A 16,465-nucleotide genomic window follows, 5' to 3' on the forward strand; every position below is an offset into this window, starting at 1 on the left:
ATCAGAGCGTAATCGACAGTGTATGAGAGTCTCCGTCCAGCGACACTTCAACACTGGTGTCGCCGTGTTCAATCGCGACGTCATCCAGTTCTGCGTGGCTGATGCCCTGGCAACGTTTTTGCGGGTTTTTTATCGTTATCTGGTAGTGGCTACCAGCCAGTCTGACGCTGATCTCGTAGCCGGGCCAGTGTCGGGCGATACAGGGCTTTATTATCAGCCTGTTGCCGCGGCGTTTGAGCCCCAAAATACCTTCTAACCCGGCGCGGTACATACAGCCTGCGGCGCCGGTATACCAGGTCCATCCGCCGCGCCCGCTATGCGGTGCCACCGAGTAGATATCAGCAGCTACGACATAGGGTTCGACTTTGTACCTGGCTACCGCATCGGCATCCAGCGCATGGTTGATTGGGTTTAGCTGATTAAACATGGTCGTCGCCTGGTCGCCATCGCCTAGCTCGGTGTAGGCTTCCACAGCCCACATTGCGGCGTGACTGTACTGGCCGCCATTTTCGCGTAGGCCCGGTGGGTAGCCCTGAATATAGCCGGGGTGTTTGCCAGCATAATCAAACGGAGGTGCAAACAGCAGGACCAGACCATCCTGCTCTGAAATCAGCTGCTTCTTCAGTGAAGACATGGCATGCATAGCACGGGCATGGTCCGCACCGCCCGACAGCACTGCCCAGGACTGCGCAATGGAGTCAATGCGACATTCCTGACTTTGCCATGAGCCTAACCAGCTTCCGTCATCATAGGTCGCACGGCGATACCACTCACCGTCCCAACTGACCTGCTCGATAACTTTATTCAGGGTTCTAGCGTAATCCTCCCATGTCTTTGCCCGCTCACGGTCGTGGGCCATTGCCTGCGGGGCAAACAGTTTGAGGGTTTTTAGCAGCAGCCAGCCGAGCCACACGCTTTCGCCTTTGCCGGCTGCTCCGACGTTATTCATGCCGTCATTCCAGTCGCCGGTGCCAATTAACGGCAAGCCGAGTTCACCCCGTTGTGCAATGCTGCAGTCCAGTGCCCGGGCGCAATGCTCAAATAACGAGAGAGTTTGGCTGGAGACGTTGGCTTTAAAGACGTTTTCATGTTGCTCATCGTCCAGTGTCGGACCTTCAACAAAGGGTACCTGTTCGTCGAGAATGGCAATGTCGCCGGAGCTTTGGATGTAACTTGCCGTTGCATATACCAGCCAGACTTTGTCATCGGAAATACGGGTCCGCACCCCTGTACCGGAATGGGGCAGCCACCAGTGCTGAACATCGCCCTGATCAAACTGGCGGGCAGCTGCTCGTAGAAGATGAGCACGGGTCTCATCCGGCTTGGCAAAAGCCAGCGCCATGCCATCCTGCAGCTGGTCACGAAAGCCATAAGCGCCGCTGGCCTGATAAAATGCGGAGCGCGCCCATAGCCGACAAGCAAGGGTCTGATACGTGAGCCAGCCATTCAGCATAATATCCATAGCCCGGTCCGGTGTTTTCACCTGCACGCTGCCAAGTATCTCACGCCAGTGTTGTTGAACCTCGGCTAGCAGCGTATCTACATTGCACTGGCGATAGGTTGCGAGTAACTGGTGGGCGTGCTCTGGCGAATCCCCCTGGCCGAGCAGGAAGAGGACGTCAACGGACTCACCAGGCGCCAGTGTTATAGATTGTCGTAATGCAGCACAGGGGTCCAGCGCGACGCCAGTCGTTCCGGACAGCGCTTTATTGCTGGCTGAATTTAAATACTCATTTCTGTCTGCAGTCCAGCTGGTTTGTTTACCGGCCAGGTCGGCGAAGGCAACCCGCTTTGAAAAATCCAGGCTCCACGGATTGCGTGCCAGGATAGCGCCGCTGCTGTCCTGCTCGGTCTGAATAAAAGGCGCGTTGTTGCAACGTGAAGCGCCCAGTACCCAGCTAACATAGCCAGTCACTGACAAGTGCTTGGTCTTGGCCGACCGGTTGTGTAGCGTCAAACGGGAAATTTTGATCGGGGCCTCTAGTGGCACCAGTTGCAGTAAGTCCAGCTCAATCTCATCAAACTGGTGCTGGAAGCGGCTGTAACCGAAACCATGGCGCGCTATAAACGACGATCCGGCCTGAGCAGTCCCTGCAGCGACGCCGTTGGCAGTGGCACTGAATTCCACCATGCTGTCTTCATCACGTACATAAAGCCTTTCGCCGCTGGGGTCACTGACCGGATCGTTGGACCAGGGCGTTAGCTGGTTCTCGCGGCTATTCAGAGCCCAGGTGTAGGCATTGCCTTCGGCAGAAACCTGAAAGCCAAACTGAGGGTTGGCAATTACATTGATCCAGGGCGCCGGTGTTGTTTCGTCGGTTTCAAGCAGAATCACATACTCTGAGCCGTTGTTGGCAAAACCGCCAGTGCCATTAAAGAGTTCCAGCTCAGGGGAACTGATGGTGGCAGGTTTAGCTGCTGTGATTGGGGTCTTGTGCAGGTGTGGCCGGGCACGCTCTGGCTGCGCTGTTGCAACAGGCGTTTTCTGCTTCATCCGGTTGAGCTGCGTCCGCAACGCACCGGCCGCGGCATAGAGTTTTATCCGGCAAATCGAGGCGAGCAGGGCGCGAGCGGCCAGGCTGAGTTGGTCTGAGCGCAGTGGATAAATAGCGCCACGAGTCGGCGCGCCAATATTGACCCGCAGATGGTTGCTGCGGATCGCTGCTTCGATGGCGTCCTGCAACTCCTGAATATACGACGAAGGCTGTTCATTAATAATGACCAGGTCGACGCAGAGTTGCTTGATTTGCCAGTATTCATGCGCCCGTATAAGCTGCTTAACCTGACCGATGTGTTTAATATTGTCGATATAAAGAAGAATAATCGGCAAATCACCGGAGATACCCGTTTCCCATAATGCCGATTGCGGGGCGGCACCCTGTTGAATTATTTCTGCTGAGGAGCGAAAGGCGGCATCCTGATACAGCAGCGGTGTGGCCAGTCGCTGGAAATCTACCGCTTCGTTTTTGCCTATATCAAGATGACGCAACTGCAACTGCGCTTGGGTCCAGGCTAAGGTTTTGGCACGGGCAAAGGCATTGCGGTCGTGATGTTTATCAAGCAGGGCTAGCAGTTGTTCTCTGGAGTCCGCAATCAGGGTCCAGAATGCCAGTCGGGCAACGCTGCCCGCGTTAACCTTAACCCGTCGACGCAATGAAAAAATCGGGTCGAGCACGGTACCTGCGGTGTTGGATAGCGGTTGGTCGGGTTGCAGACTTTGGGCTGAACTTAGAGTACGTCCGCGACCGATAAAGCGAGCACGGTCGGATTCAAATTCAGGCTCGGCAGTCAGTTGCCCTTCCACGACCACCAGATGCGCGGCCCAAATCTGCTTGTCCGTTATTGCTGGCGTGCGGCGAGTAGCAATAATGGCATCAAATTCAGGCAAGTAGTCGGTTTGGATAAACATTTTGCTAAAGGCAGGGTGAGCCTGATCAGCCGCTGGCGTATTTAACACGATTTCGGCGTATGAGGTCACCTCGATTTCTTTTGCTTTGCTGTCGAAATTGCTAATGCACAGGCGTCTGACTTCGCCGTCATCTTCCATCGATACCACCACATCCATGCTGGTGGTTAATTTAGGATGGTGATGAATGAACTCAGCATGGTCTTCGGCAAACTCGACGGTGGTCTCGTCGTCTTCATTCTCGTCGGAACCAGCAGCAGTACCGACCGACCACTGCCGATCTGTCTGCAGGTCACGTAAAAAGAAAAAAGTACCATAGGCATCGTGCCAGGGATCGGCCTGCCAACGGGTAATCGCCGTGTCACGACATAGACTATACCCGCCACCGGTAGCGCTCAGCATTACCGAATACTGGCCGTTGGCGAGTATATGGGTGGTCAGGGGCGTACTCGGTGTGACATGCAGAAAGCGTCTGGTCGAGCTGCCACCAGCGTTGGGATGGAGCGGTAATTTAACAGCGGCAGCCAGTTGATGGGGGGCTGCTATTTCGCGTGGCATCCGCTCCTGTAGCAACAACTCGCAAGCCTGAATAATGGGCTCACGATGAAAACGTTTACAGAGTATGTCCTGTTTCAGTGTATTGAGAATGGCAGCAATGGTCATGCCCTGATGATGAGCCATAAAGCTTCGCACAATGGCGTAGGGCTTATTTTCAGGAACCCGGCTGCGGGTATAGTCGAGCGCTTCGTAAAACCCGTAGCGGCCCATAGCGCCTAACTTAGTTAATTGGCTGTAGTTGGCCACCGCCGCGACAGGGTCGATCATAGCGGCAAGCCCGGTGGCATAGGGAGCAATAACCCGGTCGGAGCTTAACCCTCGCTTCAGGCCGAGTTCGGGGACGCCAAAGTTCGAATACTGGTAGGTGAATTCGTGGTCTCGGGCGTTAAAAGCGGATTCGGACATGCCCCAGGGGATATTCATTGCCCGGGCATAGCTTTGTTGTAATTTGACCGCCAATTCTGTGGTCCCGGCAAGTAAGCTACCTGCTGGGGTCTGCATGACCAGCGAAGGCATCAGGTATTCAAACATTGAACCGGACCATGAAATCAATGCTGAGCTCTTGAGTACAGGGGTCGCGGAACGACCAAGGCGAAACCAGTGTTTACTCTCCGCATCGCCTTTTGCAATGGTGAACAAGCTGGCTAACCTGGCTTCAGAGGCCAGCAGATCGTAGCAGCTTTCGTCGCGGCTATTGGTCTCCAGCGAATAGCCAATGGCGAGCAATTTGCGTTGTGGATCGATAAGGAACGCAAAATCCATCGCAAGGGCAAACTGACGTGCATTCGCGGCCAGCAGGTGTAGGCGTTGGTGCAACAATTCGATTTCGTTACTATAGCGGGTGTCACGTTGATGCTGCTGAACACTCTGCTTGATAGCACGAACCCAGTAGTGAAGTTCAGAATAGGCAGCCTGGTCGTCGGCGATCATGTCCACCTGGGTCAGCAGCTGATTAACCAAAGTATCGTCGGGGAGCGTTGCAGGACTCGCTAAAGCCTGGGTTTCTATTTTGCGAATTAACGATGCAATTTCAGTGTGGTTTCCCTTCACATCCTGCAGTGCAAGGTGGGCCAACTGGCAATTGTCTGCTAATCCAGTCAACGGGGCGGTTACGCTTTGCTCTGCCAGCCATTCTTCACAGGCGTTTGCAACCACAAGTAAATGCCCGGCCAGGTTGCCGCTGTCGACCGAGGAAATATAAGCAGGGGTAAGGGGGGTCAGTGTTTCGGTTGAATACCAGTTAAGAAAATGGCCATTGAAACGCTGCAACTTCTGCATGGTGTCAAATGTAGCTTCAAGCCGCTCAATGGTCTGCACCGTTCCGGCCCAGCCAAAATCACGTGCGGCGAGAGTCGATAACAGGTAGACGCCGATATTGGTCGGAGACGTGCGCTGAGCGATAGCGTCTTCCGGGGTTTCCTGAAAATTATCCGGCGGCAGCATGTTGGCGCCTTCAGTGACAAATACCTCGAAGTAGCGCCAGGTACGTCGGGCAATCAAACGTAGCTCTGTTGCCTGCTGTGTGGACAGCTCCTGACTGTCGACTGGGGTGGTGCGGGCGGTCCAGAATGCGAGGAATGGAGCACCCAGCCAGAGCGTGCCTAATAGCAGGGTCAATGGCCAGAAAGAGGGCAGTATCAGTAACAATACGATGATAGCCAGGGCGAGTAAGGTACCGCCAAGCATCTGTCGGTAGAATTCCGCGACAGTGCGGCAGGGTTTCGCAGCAACCTGAGCGGCGGTGGTCCATTCGAGCAGGTGGTGGTGGGTAATAAAAAGCCGAATTAAGGTTCGGCCAATGGCGTCGCCCATTCGCCAGGCCTGGTCAGGCAACAAAGCAATGGACAGCAATATTTGCCAGCAGGCGAGTTTAAAATCGGCTACTAAGGCATTGAAGTGGCTTCGCGCGCTCATGTAACGATGGGGTAACAGGTTACCAAGAACGGGTATCAACGCTGGCAGGATGATAGTGAGAAGAACAAGCGCCGCAGCCACAACGGCGGATGGCCAGGGCAAGAGCAGACAACTGACGAGTGCAGCCAGGGTAAAAGGGGCAATCAGGGAACGGCGTAAGTTGTCGAGCATTTTAAAACGGCCAAGCAAAGGCACCGCCTGTGAGCCTGTTTGCGGGACGGATGAGGACAGATTCAATACCCAGGACAAGAGCTGCCAGTCGCCGCGGGTCCATCGATGCTGGCGCTTGATAGCGACATCGTAACTGGCCGGAAAGTCTTCAATCACCTCGACGTCGGACGCCAGACCAGCGCGGGCATAAATACCTTCAAAAAGGTCATGACTGAGCAGGGTGTTTTCGGGAATGCGATGTTCCAGGGCTGCTTCAAACGCGTCGACATCGTAGATGCCTTTACCGGTGTATGATCCCTCCTGAAACAGATCCTGATAGATATCGGACGCGGCGGTTGCATAGGGATCAATGCCGCCTGGGCCAGAAAAAATTCGCTGGAAAAGCGAGCCGCGATGGTCGGTAGGGAACGCCGGAGTTACTCGCGGCTGTAAAATACCATAGCCGCGGGTGATACGGCCCTGTGACTTGTCCAGATATGGCTGGTTGAGCGGGTGGGCCATTTTCCCAATCAAACTGATCACGGTATCGCTGACAAGGCGTGTGTCTGAGTCCAGGGTTATGACGTATCGAATAGTTTCCGGCAGTTGTGCCAGCTCTTGCTGGTTGCAGAGGAAGGTAGTGTCGGTGGCGCCGCGTAACAAGCGGTTGAGTTCATGCAGTTTACCGCGTTTTCGTTCCCAGCCCATCCACACATTTTCACACTGATTGAAGGTACGACGCCGGTGTAAGAGAAGAAATTTATCGCCCGCATAACGTTTATTCAGCTTGTCGATGGCGCAGGTGGCGACTTCGAGTAAGTGGTCATCGGCCTGGTTCCGCTCATGGTCAGCGTCTACCCAGTCAGTCACTAACGCAAAATAAAGGTTGTTAGCACCGGTCCCGGCACTGGTCAGGAAATGGACCTCAAGTCGTTCAGCCAGTTTCTGGATGTCGTCAGGGCTGGTTAATAAGGTGGGCACGGCGATAAGCGTGCGACAGGACTCTGGAATTCCGTCTTTTAACGCCATACCTGGCAAGATAGTAGGGTTAAACCCCCAGACGATAACCCGACTAATTAGAGTCATGGCAACATCGGTGGCTGGCAAAAAGGCGAGCAGGGCGAAGAGAAATAACCAGCCGGTCGCAATTGAGCTATTCGTGCTATTGAGCATGTAGACCGTAAGCGCGAGCAGAGCCAGCGTGATTACTATAACGGTGCCGACAAAACCGCTGATGCCGACGTGCCCGATGAAACGACCCAGGCGCAGCCGAAACGGCGGTTTAAAGCCAAGTAGCTGTTCAAATTCAGGCCGTTGCTGACCAATCAGAAAGAAGCCTGGGTCCGACTGCTGATGGGCGACTTGCTGAAGTTTATGTACCACCTCCAGTTCGGTGTGTTCTGAATGACGGGCCAGTTCCTCGATGGCATTTCGATAAAGGTTGCGGGTTGCAAAATTCATCGCCGCAAAGTTACTGCAGGCGCGCAATTCGGCATCGACCAGGCTGATGCTTTCAAATAGTTGTGACCAGTCAATGTCAGAGACTAAACGCATACTGGTAATTACATTGCGGATGGTGACATTGGCACCGCCCTGGCGCTTCTCGATATGGTCGACAATAACGTCGACAGACAGGTTCAGCCGTTGCAGCTCTTTGTCTAACCAGCGGAGTGCCGGCGTAGTGACCGGGTCCTGCGCGCGTAAACGGGTGACCAGTTGTGCGGCAAAGGTTTCTGACAGACGCTGATCGCGGTGACCGCTGAGGTAATCAGCCAGTGCCTGGTCTGCGCCTTCACCCTGCAGTAAACGGTCCGCCAGCTTGTTTGCTTTATCACGCCGGGCCTGTTCACGGGTAATCTGATCACCCAAACGACAGAGGTTCTCCACCAGTACAATGCGCAAGGTAATAGGAACGGCCCAAAGTTCGCCAATGGTGAGTGGCTGGATCCGCTGATACGCGGTGATAAATAAACTTAGAATGTCTGGATCCAGATGACTGTCGGTATGCGCTATAAACGCCCAGGCCAGCCCAAACACTCGTGGATAACCAGCGAAGGGTCCGGCGGCAAGTTTCGGCAACTGGTGATAAAAGCCGGCCGGTAAATCCTGTCGAATTTCACGGATCTGAGCTTCAACCAAATGGTAATTATCTAACAGCCATTCTGCAGCTGGCACCATTTCCTTGCCTGCTTCCATGTCATTGACACAGTCACGGTATATCCTAATCAATGCGCTGGCGTTTTGTTCCAGGCGGTCCCTTAGTGAAAGGACTGCGGCTGGTTTGTCAGTTACCTGTTGAGCCTGCGCCAGGCTCGCAGCGTGTTGTTCCAGTCGTTCGAGGCCAAACAGTTCTTCCCGGATCGGTTCTCTGTCCTTCCATAGCGCTTGGTTCTTATATCTCATAGCAACATAATATTGGCGCAAGTTCATCGTGATAACCTGGTTCAGGAATGGGTCCTCAGAGTTTGATAATTCGGGTCGTATCCGCTGAGAGACAAGGGACAGAAGGGCACTGTCTTATGGATAGTGTAGTTGAGCTGGCTGCGCTTGTTTAAAAAGCGCACAGTATTTTGTTTAGGATCAAGACTGAGCAGCAGTTTGCAGTGATTGGTGGGAATTCAGCATTTGCTCGACAACTTCTTATTTCTGGTATAGCGTGCATAGTTATGCACTAACAACTGAGCGTAAACTCATTTTGCGCTAAAAAAGAATAATAAAACAGGAAGTTGTCTCTTGCTGAAACGCATGATCAGGGCGATTAAAGAGTATCTGTTAATTGAACAGCATCATCTTCTAACGCCTGATGAAGATACCTGGAAACTAAGCGTTCTCCGATTAATTTTGCTGAGCGGCGTGGTACTTACCTTTGCTATTATTGTTCATTCCTCGTATGCCGCGTACACCCAAAGTCTTTATTATGTTTTAGTCATAACATTCGGTTTTTCCGCCGTGCTGTGGATGACTTTGGCTCTGGGTAAATCACGAATAGCGCTTGCCTCAACGTCATTAACGCTGACCATTATCTTAGCTGGCTGCTCCATATTGTTTTTCACCATCGAGCTGTCATCCGCTCGTTACGGCCTGTTACTTTTCTTCACCTTGCCCATTATACTGCGTCTTTTTTACGGCAACAAAGCCGCTGTGGCGGGTATGCTGTTTAATATTATTCCGTATTTTGTGCTGCTTAGAAACGAATCTGTGGCGCCCTTGTTTGGTATTGATATTACCTTGCCTGGCACTCATGTTTATCTAAGTTCTCTGGTATTTTTATTCTTTAATTTTTGTCTGCCTGTTGCTGTTATACGCGTGCTTGCGTCGCTGCAGAAGCAATCGTCACTTAACCGCGAACAAAGCAGGAAACTGGGGCAACTGGTTAAGCAGTATCAGGAGATTTTTAATAATGGCGGCATACCTTCTTTTTTTTGCGACCAGCAAGGACGTATCCTGCAGGCTAATAAAAGTGGCCGTGATTTAATCCAGCAAGCGCCGACAGAATGTGAGTATATTGATCAGCTTTTCACCCTGAGTAAGCCGCTGGTCGTCGGTGAGACAATTGATGCCAGGCTGCGCTCGGACAGTCACATTATGTATAAAATTCAACCGGCAAGCCTGATTCATCATAAAAAGCAGTTAATCCATTGTTTTGACATCACCCACACCGCGGAAACCGACCGACGAATCGGCGAATTACGACGACAACATTTCAATCAACACTATTCTGACGCAACGACCGATCTAAAGAATCATCATTTCTGGAGCCACCAGTTTGCGCAAAATAAAACCCGGAAGCATTCGGTTGTTCTGCTAAAGCTTGCCAACCTGAAAGACATTAACTTGCAATATGGATTTTCCCGTGGTGACGAGGTGTTGGCCGATGTCGCCGCCTTGCTGCAAAATCAGCTGCCCTCCGCGGTGAACCTGTATCGCTTCCCTGGCGCAAAGTTTCTGCTTAGCGTGGATCAGGACCAATGTCATATCGACGACATTTCGCGTTGGCTGGATAAACATTTGCCGTTAACCGCACTGCAACGTAACGGTGAAGCCAGACTGATGTTTAATTTACAGTGGAGAGCAGGCTATTGCACGGCGGCGGGTTTTAATGCGGCAGCATTATTGGCCGAGGCCTGCGCTATTGCATTGAGCCAGACTAGTATTGACCAGCCATTCGCCCGCTATGATTCGACCATCGTCAAATTGATACGTCAGGACACGCGGAGAAAGGACCGCGTTAAGCAGCTGTTGGATGAGGGGCATCTGGCGCTTTGGTTACAGCCACAGGTGGACCAGAACCAAAGCATGACCGGATTCGAGGTGCTGGCCCGCCTCGAAGAGCCAAATCAAAGCCAGACGCTCAAGCCACACCAGTTTTTGCCTCAGGTAGAGAAACACAAATGGTACGTTTTATTTAGTCAGAAGATGCTCGAAAAAACCATTTCGTTACTGGAAAACTGGCCGGCTGAGCTGCCTGCAGTGCCATTGTCAGTGAACCTCGCCGGGCCAGAGCTACTCGACGATCTGTTTTATGAAAAGCTGCTGCGGCGCTATTCGGAAAGTGCGCTGCTGCGCAATATGCTAAAACTCGAACTCACCGAGACCTCGGTCTTATCCAGTCTTGATGAAACCAAAAAACGGCTGACCTCGCTGGCCAATGTAGGCGCTACTATTATTATTGATGATTTTGGAACCGGCCATGCGTCGCTAGCACAGCTCATTGATTTGTCAGCGTCGGTTCTTAAAGTAGATCGAGATTTCGTGGAGCGTATTGAAACTTCAGAGCGTCACCGCAAAATTGTCAAAATGACACTTGAGCTGGCCAACTCGCTTGATATGGAAGCCATTGCCGAAGGGGTTGAGACAAAAGCTCAGCTCGCTTTGTTACTGCAAATGGGCTTCACTCGTTTTCAGGGCTTCTACTTTGGTAAGCCAGCCCCCGTTGAACATTGGATCGCGCGTGCGACCACGAATACCGACACTAGTGCGCCGCCGCAACGAATGACTCAATAATGGGGCAGGGCTGATTGCGGCTGTGTTCGCACTCGTGAGCGAGTTTTTCCAGGGCGGAGCGCGCGGTTTGTAGCTGAGCTAGTTGCTCATCAATAGCCGTGAGACGCTGCAGCGCCAACTGACGCGCTTTACTGTGATCCTGTGAGGCATCCATTGTTAATAACTGTTTGATTTCTTTCAGGGTAAAACCGGCTGCCTGGGCGCTTTTAATAAAAGTAATGCGGCGCAGGTGTGTCCCGTCGTACTGGCGTACCTTACCTTTGGTTTCAGGCACCTGCAGCAACCCTTCACGTTGGTAAAATCGCAGGGTTTCCACCCCTACACCTGCATTTAATGCTAACTTTCCAATAGTAAGCATAACAACCTCTTGACTCCGTACCATAGTACGTAGTTTAAGCTTCTCGTTAACATTAGCAAGCAGAGGAAATGTTCCATGACAACAAATACCAAACACGCGACGCTATATCGCATGATGACAAGCAAGCATCAATGCCCGTACGGCCGTAAAACGCTGCATCTTTTGCATCAGGCTGGGTATGAGGTGGACGATCATCATCTGAACTCGCGGGAGGAAATTGATGAATTTAAGGCAAAGCACGACGTAAAAACCACGCCTCAGGTGTTTATCGGCGATCAACGTATCGGTGGTTACGAGGAGGTTCGTAAGCACCTCGGAAAGCCTGTACGCGATCCCGATGCGACCAGCTACCGGCCAGTAGCAGCCTTGTTCGCGATGACCGCATTAACCGCGCTGGCTTTGAATATGGGCGTAAATGGAAGCTGGCTGTCGGTGCAGGCAGTGGAGTGGTTTATTGCGTTGTCGATGGTGGTGCTGGCGCTACTAAAACTGCAGGACGTGGAAAGTTTTTCCACCATGTTTCTCAACTATGACCTGGTGGCGCGGCGTTGGGTCCCCTATGGGTATGTTTACCCCTATGCTGAAGGCCTGGCAGGTGTGCTGATGGTGGGCGGTTTGCTGAACTGGCTGTCGATCCCGCTGGCGCTCTTTATTGGTACCGTGGGTGCAGTGTCGGTATTTAAAGCCGTGTACGTGGATAAACGTGAACTTAAGTGCGCCTGCGTTGGCGGCGCCAACAATGTTCCGCTTGGTTTCGTTTCGCTGACCGAAAACCTGATGATGATCGGTATGGCGTTATGGATGTGGTACGCCCATGGTTGGTTTTAATCATGGCGCCCCGGGAGAAGCACAATGGCAAAAAACAACACGCACTCTCAGTTTGAGACGACTATTCTGCGGCCTTTGAAATCAGGCCCAGATGACCTCAGTGCGTTCATTGTGTTACCAAATAGCGCGAGTGCGGCCTTGCCAAGGTGGGGCCGTACCAGCGTGGACGTGAGCATGAATGGCTATGACTTTGAGGCCACCCTTGAGCCTGATGGTCAGCTGAGCCATTGGTTGCCGATCAGCAAAGACCAGCTTGAAGCGGCCAGTGTCGGGGTCGGTGACCAGGTAAACTTTACCATCATTGGAGTTGAGAAAGAGCCAGAGCCTGCTCTTCCAGCAGACTTTCAGCAGGCACTGGCCGCTGCGCCAGAGGCCCGGGCTGTGTGGGAAGATACCACCACTATCGCCCGGGTTGACTGGATCCACTGGATTGTCACAGCGAAGCAAGCAAAAACGCGGGCAAAACGGATTGCGGATGCCTGTGACATGCTAGCCTCTGGTAAACGACGGGTTTGCTGTTTTGACCCCTCAGGTTATTACAGCAAAGCGCTGAGCGCGCCCAAAGCAGCGGAGTAGGGTGGTTGAGCACCAGGTAGTTGAAAAGTTTACTTTATGTACAATACTGGTGTTAGTCTATTTTAAACCAACTCTTACAAGGAACGTGAAGTGAACAAACTCCCAAAGTGTATATACCTGACCGCATCAGTCGTGTTTATTGCAGCCTGTACGTCGCAACCCTCAGACCAGTCGGTGGACTATGAGGTGCTGGATGTAACGGATGCAGAAGAATCTCAGTACTGGATTGTTGCCAAGCGAGTTGCCCCGGTCTATCCAATGGATGCCGTACGTAGAGGACGGGCTGGCTGTGTAGAAATGTCATTTGTTATTACGCCGCAAGGACGTGCAGACCAAATTGAAGTCATCAGATCCTTCCCCGACAGGGTATTCAATAAGTCCGGACCAAACGCATTAGAGCAATGGCAATGGGCGCCAGCCGCTAGCAATCAGGCTAACCAGGCCGTACGAACCACACTCAAATTCGACTATACCCTGGAAGGGGTTCGCAATAAGGAAGCTGCTGAAGCTGCCTGCCAGGACGAATAACGGATAGGGATTATCTGCCTTACATAAAGGTTTGCTTAAGTATGCCGATATCTATCGGGTAGGCATCATGCGTCCATTTTGAAGAGAGTTATTCTCACGGACCTTGTACGCTAAGTACAGCATGAAAGCTGTTGTCTGCTCGACCAGGTGAGGCTGTTCAGTGAAGATAAACGGATTTTGGGCGAAAGCCAGCGGATTAGTCATGTTCATAATTCTGATGTTCGCTGTCCACGCGTTGACAAAACTATATCAGCGAAACGTTCAGGATGAGTTTTCTCAAGAGCTTTTATCACATGCTGAACTTGTCTCGTCGCAGCTAATGCAAGCGATCAGAAGTGCGAAAGAGAACGAGATTGCTGATTGCACGGACGAGAATATTGATCAACTCAGAAAAATTGCTAATCAATACCTGTATGTTTACGATTTAGGTATTGTTGCCAGCAATCAAGTTAGATGCACAGCAAATTGGGGGATTTTTAATCCACCTGCCGCATTGCCGGATACGTATTATCAGGTGGCATCTGAATTCCAGCTCTATTCTCAGGCTGAATCTATTTTTCCCATTCCTCAGAGTTTCGATATCAGTCGATTTCGGGATGTTGTGGCGTTCACCGTTGACTTCTCATTTCAGCACTTCGTGACAAAGGACCACGGCTTTTCTTACTCGATAGAAATGGCAAACCGGCAGCATAACTTTTTAAACTATCAGTCAGAAGAGTCGGATACGCCCCTTAGCGCCTCAGCCAGCCTAGGCTTATTTAAAGTCGTTACAACACGTTGCAGTCAACGTTTCGGCTACTGTGTCTATACAGAAAGTAACAGAGGAGGGGTCTTTTACTTTAGCGCTGCGGTTATTCTGCTCTTATTTATTATCAGCCTCGCCTTTAGCTTCGTCGTTGCGTACGCCGTGCAGTCGTATCTATATAAGCAAAACTCAATGGAGTTTAGGTTTCGTCGTGCCATTCATCGCAAGCTGATTAAAGTCGAATACCAACCTATTTTGCAGGCAGACACGCGCAGAATTATCGGCGTCGAGAGCCTGGTGCGATGGAGAGATCCGGTCTATGGCAGTGTATCGCCGGAACTATTTATCAGTATCGCCGATAAGCTTGGCATCTATAAGGATCTTACTTATCACATAGCAGCGGTATCTATTGCAGAAATGACACCTGTGTTAAAGCAAAATAAAGAGTTCTTCGTTTCCCTCAATGTCACTAGTTTTGAGGTTCTCGACGAGAATTTCCTGTTATTTCTGAAGAATAAAGTCGAAAGTTCGGGGCTCGCTACGAGACAGATTAAAATTGAAATGACGGAAGAAATATCAGTGCCACTGGATACGCTTTCAAAATTTTCTAAGCAAGCCAGGAAGTACGGCTTTCGTATTTCGTTGGATGATTTCGGTACCGGGGTTGCTAACCTTGTCTGGTTAACCGAAATAGCATTCGATGACATAAAAATTGACCGGGTCTTTACTCAAGCCCTGAACGATAAGTTTAAAGAAAAAATGGTGTTTTCTATCATAGAAATGGTTTCAAGCCTGCGGAGGCAAGTGACCTTCGAAGGGGTAGAAACCCAGGGTGAGCTTGATGTCATTTTGCAGTACTTTTCCTCTGCTCATGTTCAGGGCTGGTATTTCTATAAGTCGCTGTCTATAAATTCATTGCTTAAGGTTCTTAAATACAATGAGTTGAATAGATCTTAAGGGTCCTTCAATAAGCCGGATGCCATTAGTTGAAATGCTTCAACCGCTTTAGGGGTAACCTCTTCTGGTGTGCCACTGGCAGCAATCCACAGCGCCGCATTGAGTGCCGCACCGCTAAGCAGTCTGGCGGCGGCTTCTGTATCAACCGGCTTCAGAACACCCTGAGAAATAAGCTGCTCGACCGTTTGTCTGGTCACCTCAAGGCAGCTGTTCTGGCTGGGCCATTGCGATGGGTCGCCAAGAACTGCAGGCCCGTCGAGTAATACAATACGCTGTATTTCAGGATCCAGTGCCATGCGTATGTAGGCTATACCTTCTGCAAGTAACCCCTGCCAAAGGTCTTCAGTCTGAGCTCCTGATTCTTTCGCCCGCAGAGCCATTTCGGTATCAATTTGGTCGACCACCGCAGCGAGAAGCCCGCGTTTATCCCCAAAGTTGTGATACAACGCGCCTCGCGTTAAGCCTGCCGCGGCAGTTAGCTCGTCCATTGATGAGGCCGCATAGCCTTTTTCCGCAAAGGCTTTACGCGCTGCCGAAATAAGTTTCGCACGGTTCTCTGCCATGCTTTTGGCTCGTTTACTCACTTGTCTCTCCCTATATTTCATATACGCCGCGTATAAAATATTGACATACGCGGCGTATAACTTCATTCTACATACGTGTCGTATATTACTGCAATATCGCAATAGGGTATAGCAGAAGCGACACTTCAATTATCCAATGTTCACCAAAATGAGGACTGAGTTATGCAACAACGTGAAGCTATTTTCCCGGCCAACAGACATGCACTCTATCAGGAGCATGGCTATTCGGCTGCTATTCGATCCGGCGACCTTCTGTTTGTCTCGGGGCAGGTTGGCAGTCGTGAAGACGGCAGCCCTGAGCCGGAATTTTCGCGCCAGGTTGAACTGGCTTTTGAAAACCTGCAGGCAACACTGGCAGCAGCGGGCTGCACACTGGACGATATTGTCGATGTGACGACGTTTCATACCGATCCAGAGAATCAGTTCGAGACCATTATGCAAGTCAAACAAAACGTATTCCCCGAAGCGCCGTACCCCAACTGGACCGCAATCGGGGTAAATTGGTTAGCTGGTTTTGACTTTGAAATAAAAGTTATTGCCCGTATTCCGTAACCCATATTTGCCCTGGTAACGCCAGCTCGACGAGCTATTGCGGACTGGTGTTTGTTGTTATACGCTTCATATATAGATCGTATAACAGAGGATGAATATGGGTATCGTTAAAATCAGTGACGAGCTGCATGAGGAAATCAGAAAATCGAGTTCGGTTATGGTGCGTTCAATCAACGCCCAGGCCGAATTCTGGATCAAGGTTGGTATGCTGGCGGAGGCCAATCCGTCGAAGTCGTTTAGCCAAATCATGAGTGAGCAATTGAAGCATGCTGATGTTGAAATAAAGGCGGTTGCCGGTGGATAAC

At 51.3% G+C, this 16,465-nt stretch carries 10 protein-coding genes; 7 read left to right on the top strand and 3 right to left on the bottom strand.

Annotated elements, in window-relative coordinates; all coding sequences use genetic code 11:
• Window position 1 precedes the first annotated feature (1 nt).
• Window positions 2–8,431 (bottom strand): glycoside hydrolase family 94 protein, encoded by an 8,430-nt coding sequence (locus tag CWE14_RS01985; protein WP_241972294.1) that lies wholly within the window; start codon window positions 8,429–8,431, stop codon window positions 2–4.
• A gap of 330 nt (window positions 8,432–8,761) precedes the next feature.
• On the opposite strand from CWE14_RS01985, the gene CWE14_RS01990 reads away from it, so the two are divergent.
• Window positions 8,762–11,032, top strand: a complete 2,271-nt coding sequence (locus CWE14_RS01990; RefSeq protein ID WP_126797829.1) for an EAL domain-containing protein — start codon at window positions 8,762–8,764, stop codon at window positions 11,030–11,032.
• Here the strand turns inward: CWE14_RS01990 and CWE14_RS01995 are convergent.
• Window positions 11,001–11,390: a MerR family transcriptional regulator gene (locus tag CWE14_RS01995; RefSeq protein WP_198676515.1), complete on the bottom strand. Its 390-nt coding sequence runs from the start codon at window positions 11,388–11,390 to the stop codon at window positions 11,001–11,003. The two genes, CWE14_RS01990 and CWE14_RS01995, sit on opposite strands and share 32 nt — an antisense overlap.
• Before the next feature lie 75 nt (window positions 11,391–11,465).
• Between CWE14_RS01995 and CWE14_RS02000 the strand changes: the two genes are divergently transcribed.
• The 4 genes from CWE14_RS02000 (at window position 11,466) to CWE14_RS02015 (ending at window position 15,024) form a co-directional block, all read left to right on the top strand.
• The gene (locus CWE14_RS02000) at window positions 11,466–12,218 is read left to right on the top strand and encodes a glutaredoxin (RefSeq protein ID WP_126797831.1); all 753 of its coding nucleotides are present in this window, start codon (window positions 11,466–11,468) and stop codon (window positions 12,216–12,218) included.
• Between the two features lie 24 nt (window positions 12,219–12,242).
• Window positions 12,243–12,794, top strand: coding sequence for a YdeI/OmpD-associated family protein (locus tag CWE14_RS02005; protein ID WP_126797832.1), 552 nt, complete (start codon window positions 12,243–12,245; stop codon window positions 12,792–12,794).
• Between the two features lie 90 nt (window positions 12,795–12,884).
• Window positions 12,885–13,322, top strand: coding sequence for an energy transducer TonB (locus CWE14_RS02010; protein WP_126797833.1), 438 nt, complete (start codon window positions 12,885–12,887; stop codon window positions 13,320–13,322).
• Between the two features lie 160 nt (window positions 13,323–13,482).
• On the top strand, window positions 13,483–15,024 hold the full coding sequence (locus tag CWE14_RS02015; RefSeq protein WP_126797834.1) for an EAL domain-containing protein: 1,542 nt from the start codon (window positions 13,483–13,485) through the stop codon (window positions 15,022–15,024).
• Here the strand turns inward: CWE14_RS02015 and CWE14_RS02020 are convergent.
• Window positions 15,021–15,608, bottom strand: coding sequence for a TetR/AcrR family transcriptional regulator (locus tag CWE14_RS02020; RefSeq protein WP_126797835.1), 588 nt, complete (start codon window positions 15,606–15,608; stop codon window positions 15,021–15,023). The two genes, CWE14_RS02015 and CWE14_RS02020, sit on opposite strands and share 4 nt — an antisense overlap.
• 162 nt (window positions 15,609–15,770) lie before the next feature.
• Here CWE14_RS02020 and CWE14_RS02025 point away from each other — a divergent pair, with 162 nt between their 5' ends.
• Window positions 15,771–16,160 (top strand): RidA family protein, encoded by a 390-nt coding sequence (locus CWE14_RS02025; RefSeq protein ID WP_126797836.1) that lies wholly within the window; start codon window positions 15,771–15,773, stop codon window positions 16,158–16,160.
• Between the two features lie 97 nt (window positions 16,161–16,257).
• The gene (locus CWE14_RS02030; protein WP_126788094.1) at window positions 16,258–16,464 is read left to right on the top strand and encodes a ParD-like family protein; all 207 of its coding nucleotides are present in this window, start codon (window positions 16,258–16,260) and stop codon (window positions 16,462–16,464) included.
• The last annotated feature ends 1 nt before the right edge of the window (window position 16,465 follow it).

Origin of the sequence: Aliidiomarina soli, from assembly GCF_003986975.1 — a bacterium.
GTDB classification, from domain to species: Bacteria; Pseudomonadota; Gammaproteobacteria; order Enterobacterales; family Alteromonadaceae; genus Aliidiomarina; species Aliidiomarina soli.

Coding starts and splice junctions, on each gene's coding strand:
- CWE14_RS01985 (WP_241972294.1), bottom strand. CDS start 8,431: ATGAGATATAAGAACCAAGCGCTATGGAAGGACAGAGAACCGATCCGG.
- CWE14_RS01995 (WP_198676515.1), bottom strand. CDS start 11,390: ATGCTTACTATTGGAAAGTTAGCATTAAATGCAGGTGTAGGGGTGGAA.
- CWE14_RS02000 (WP_126797831.1), top strand. CDS start 11,466: ATGACAACAAATACCAAACACGCGACGCTATATCGCATGATGACAAGC.
- CWE14_RS02005 (WP_126797832.1), top strand. CDS start 12,243: ATGGCAAAAAACAACACGCACTCTCAGTTTGAGACGACTATTCTGCGG.
- CWE14_RS02025 (WP_126797836.1), top strand. CDS start 15,771: ATGCAACAACGTGAAGCTATTTTCCCGGCCAACAGACATGCACTCTAT.
- CWE14_RS02030 (WP_126788094.1), top strand. CDS start 16,258: ATGGGTATCGTTAAAATCAGTGACGAGCTGCATGAGGAAATCAGAAAA.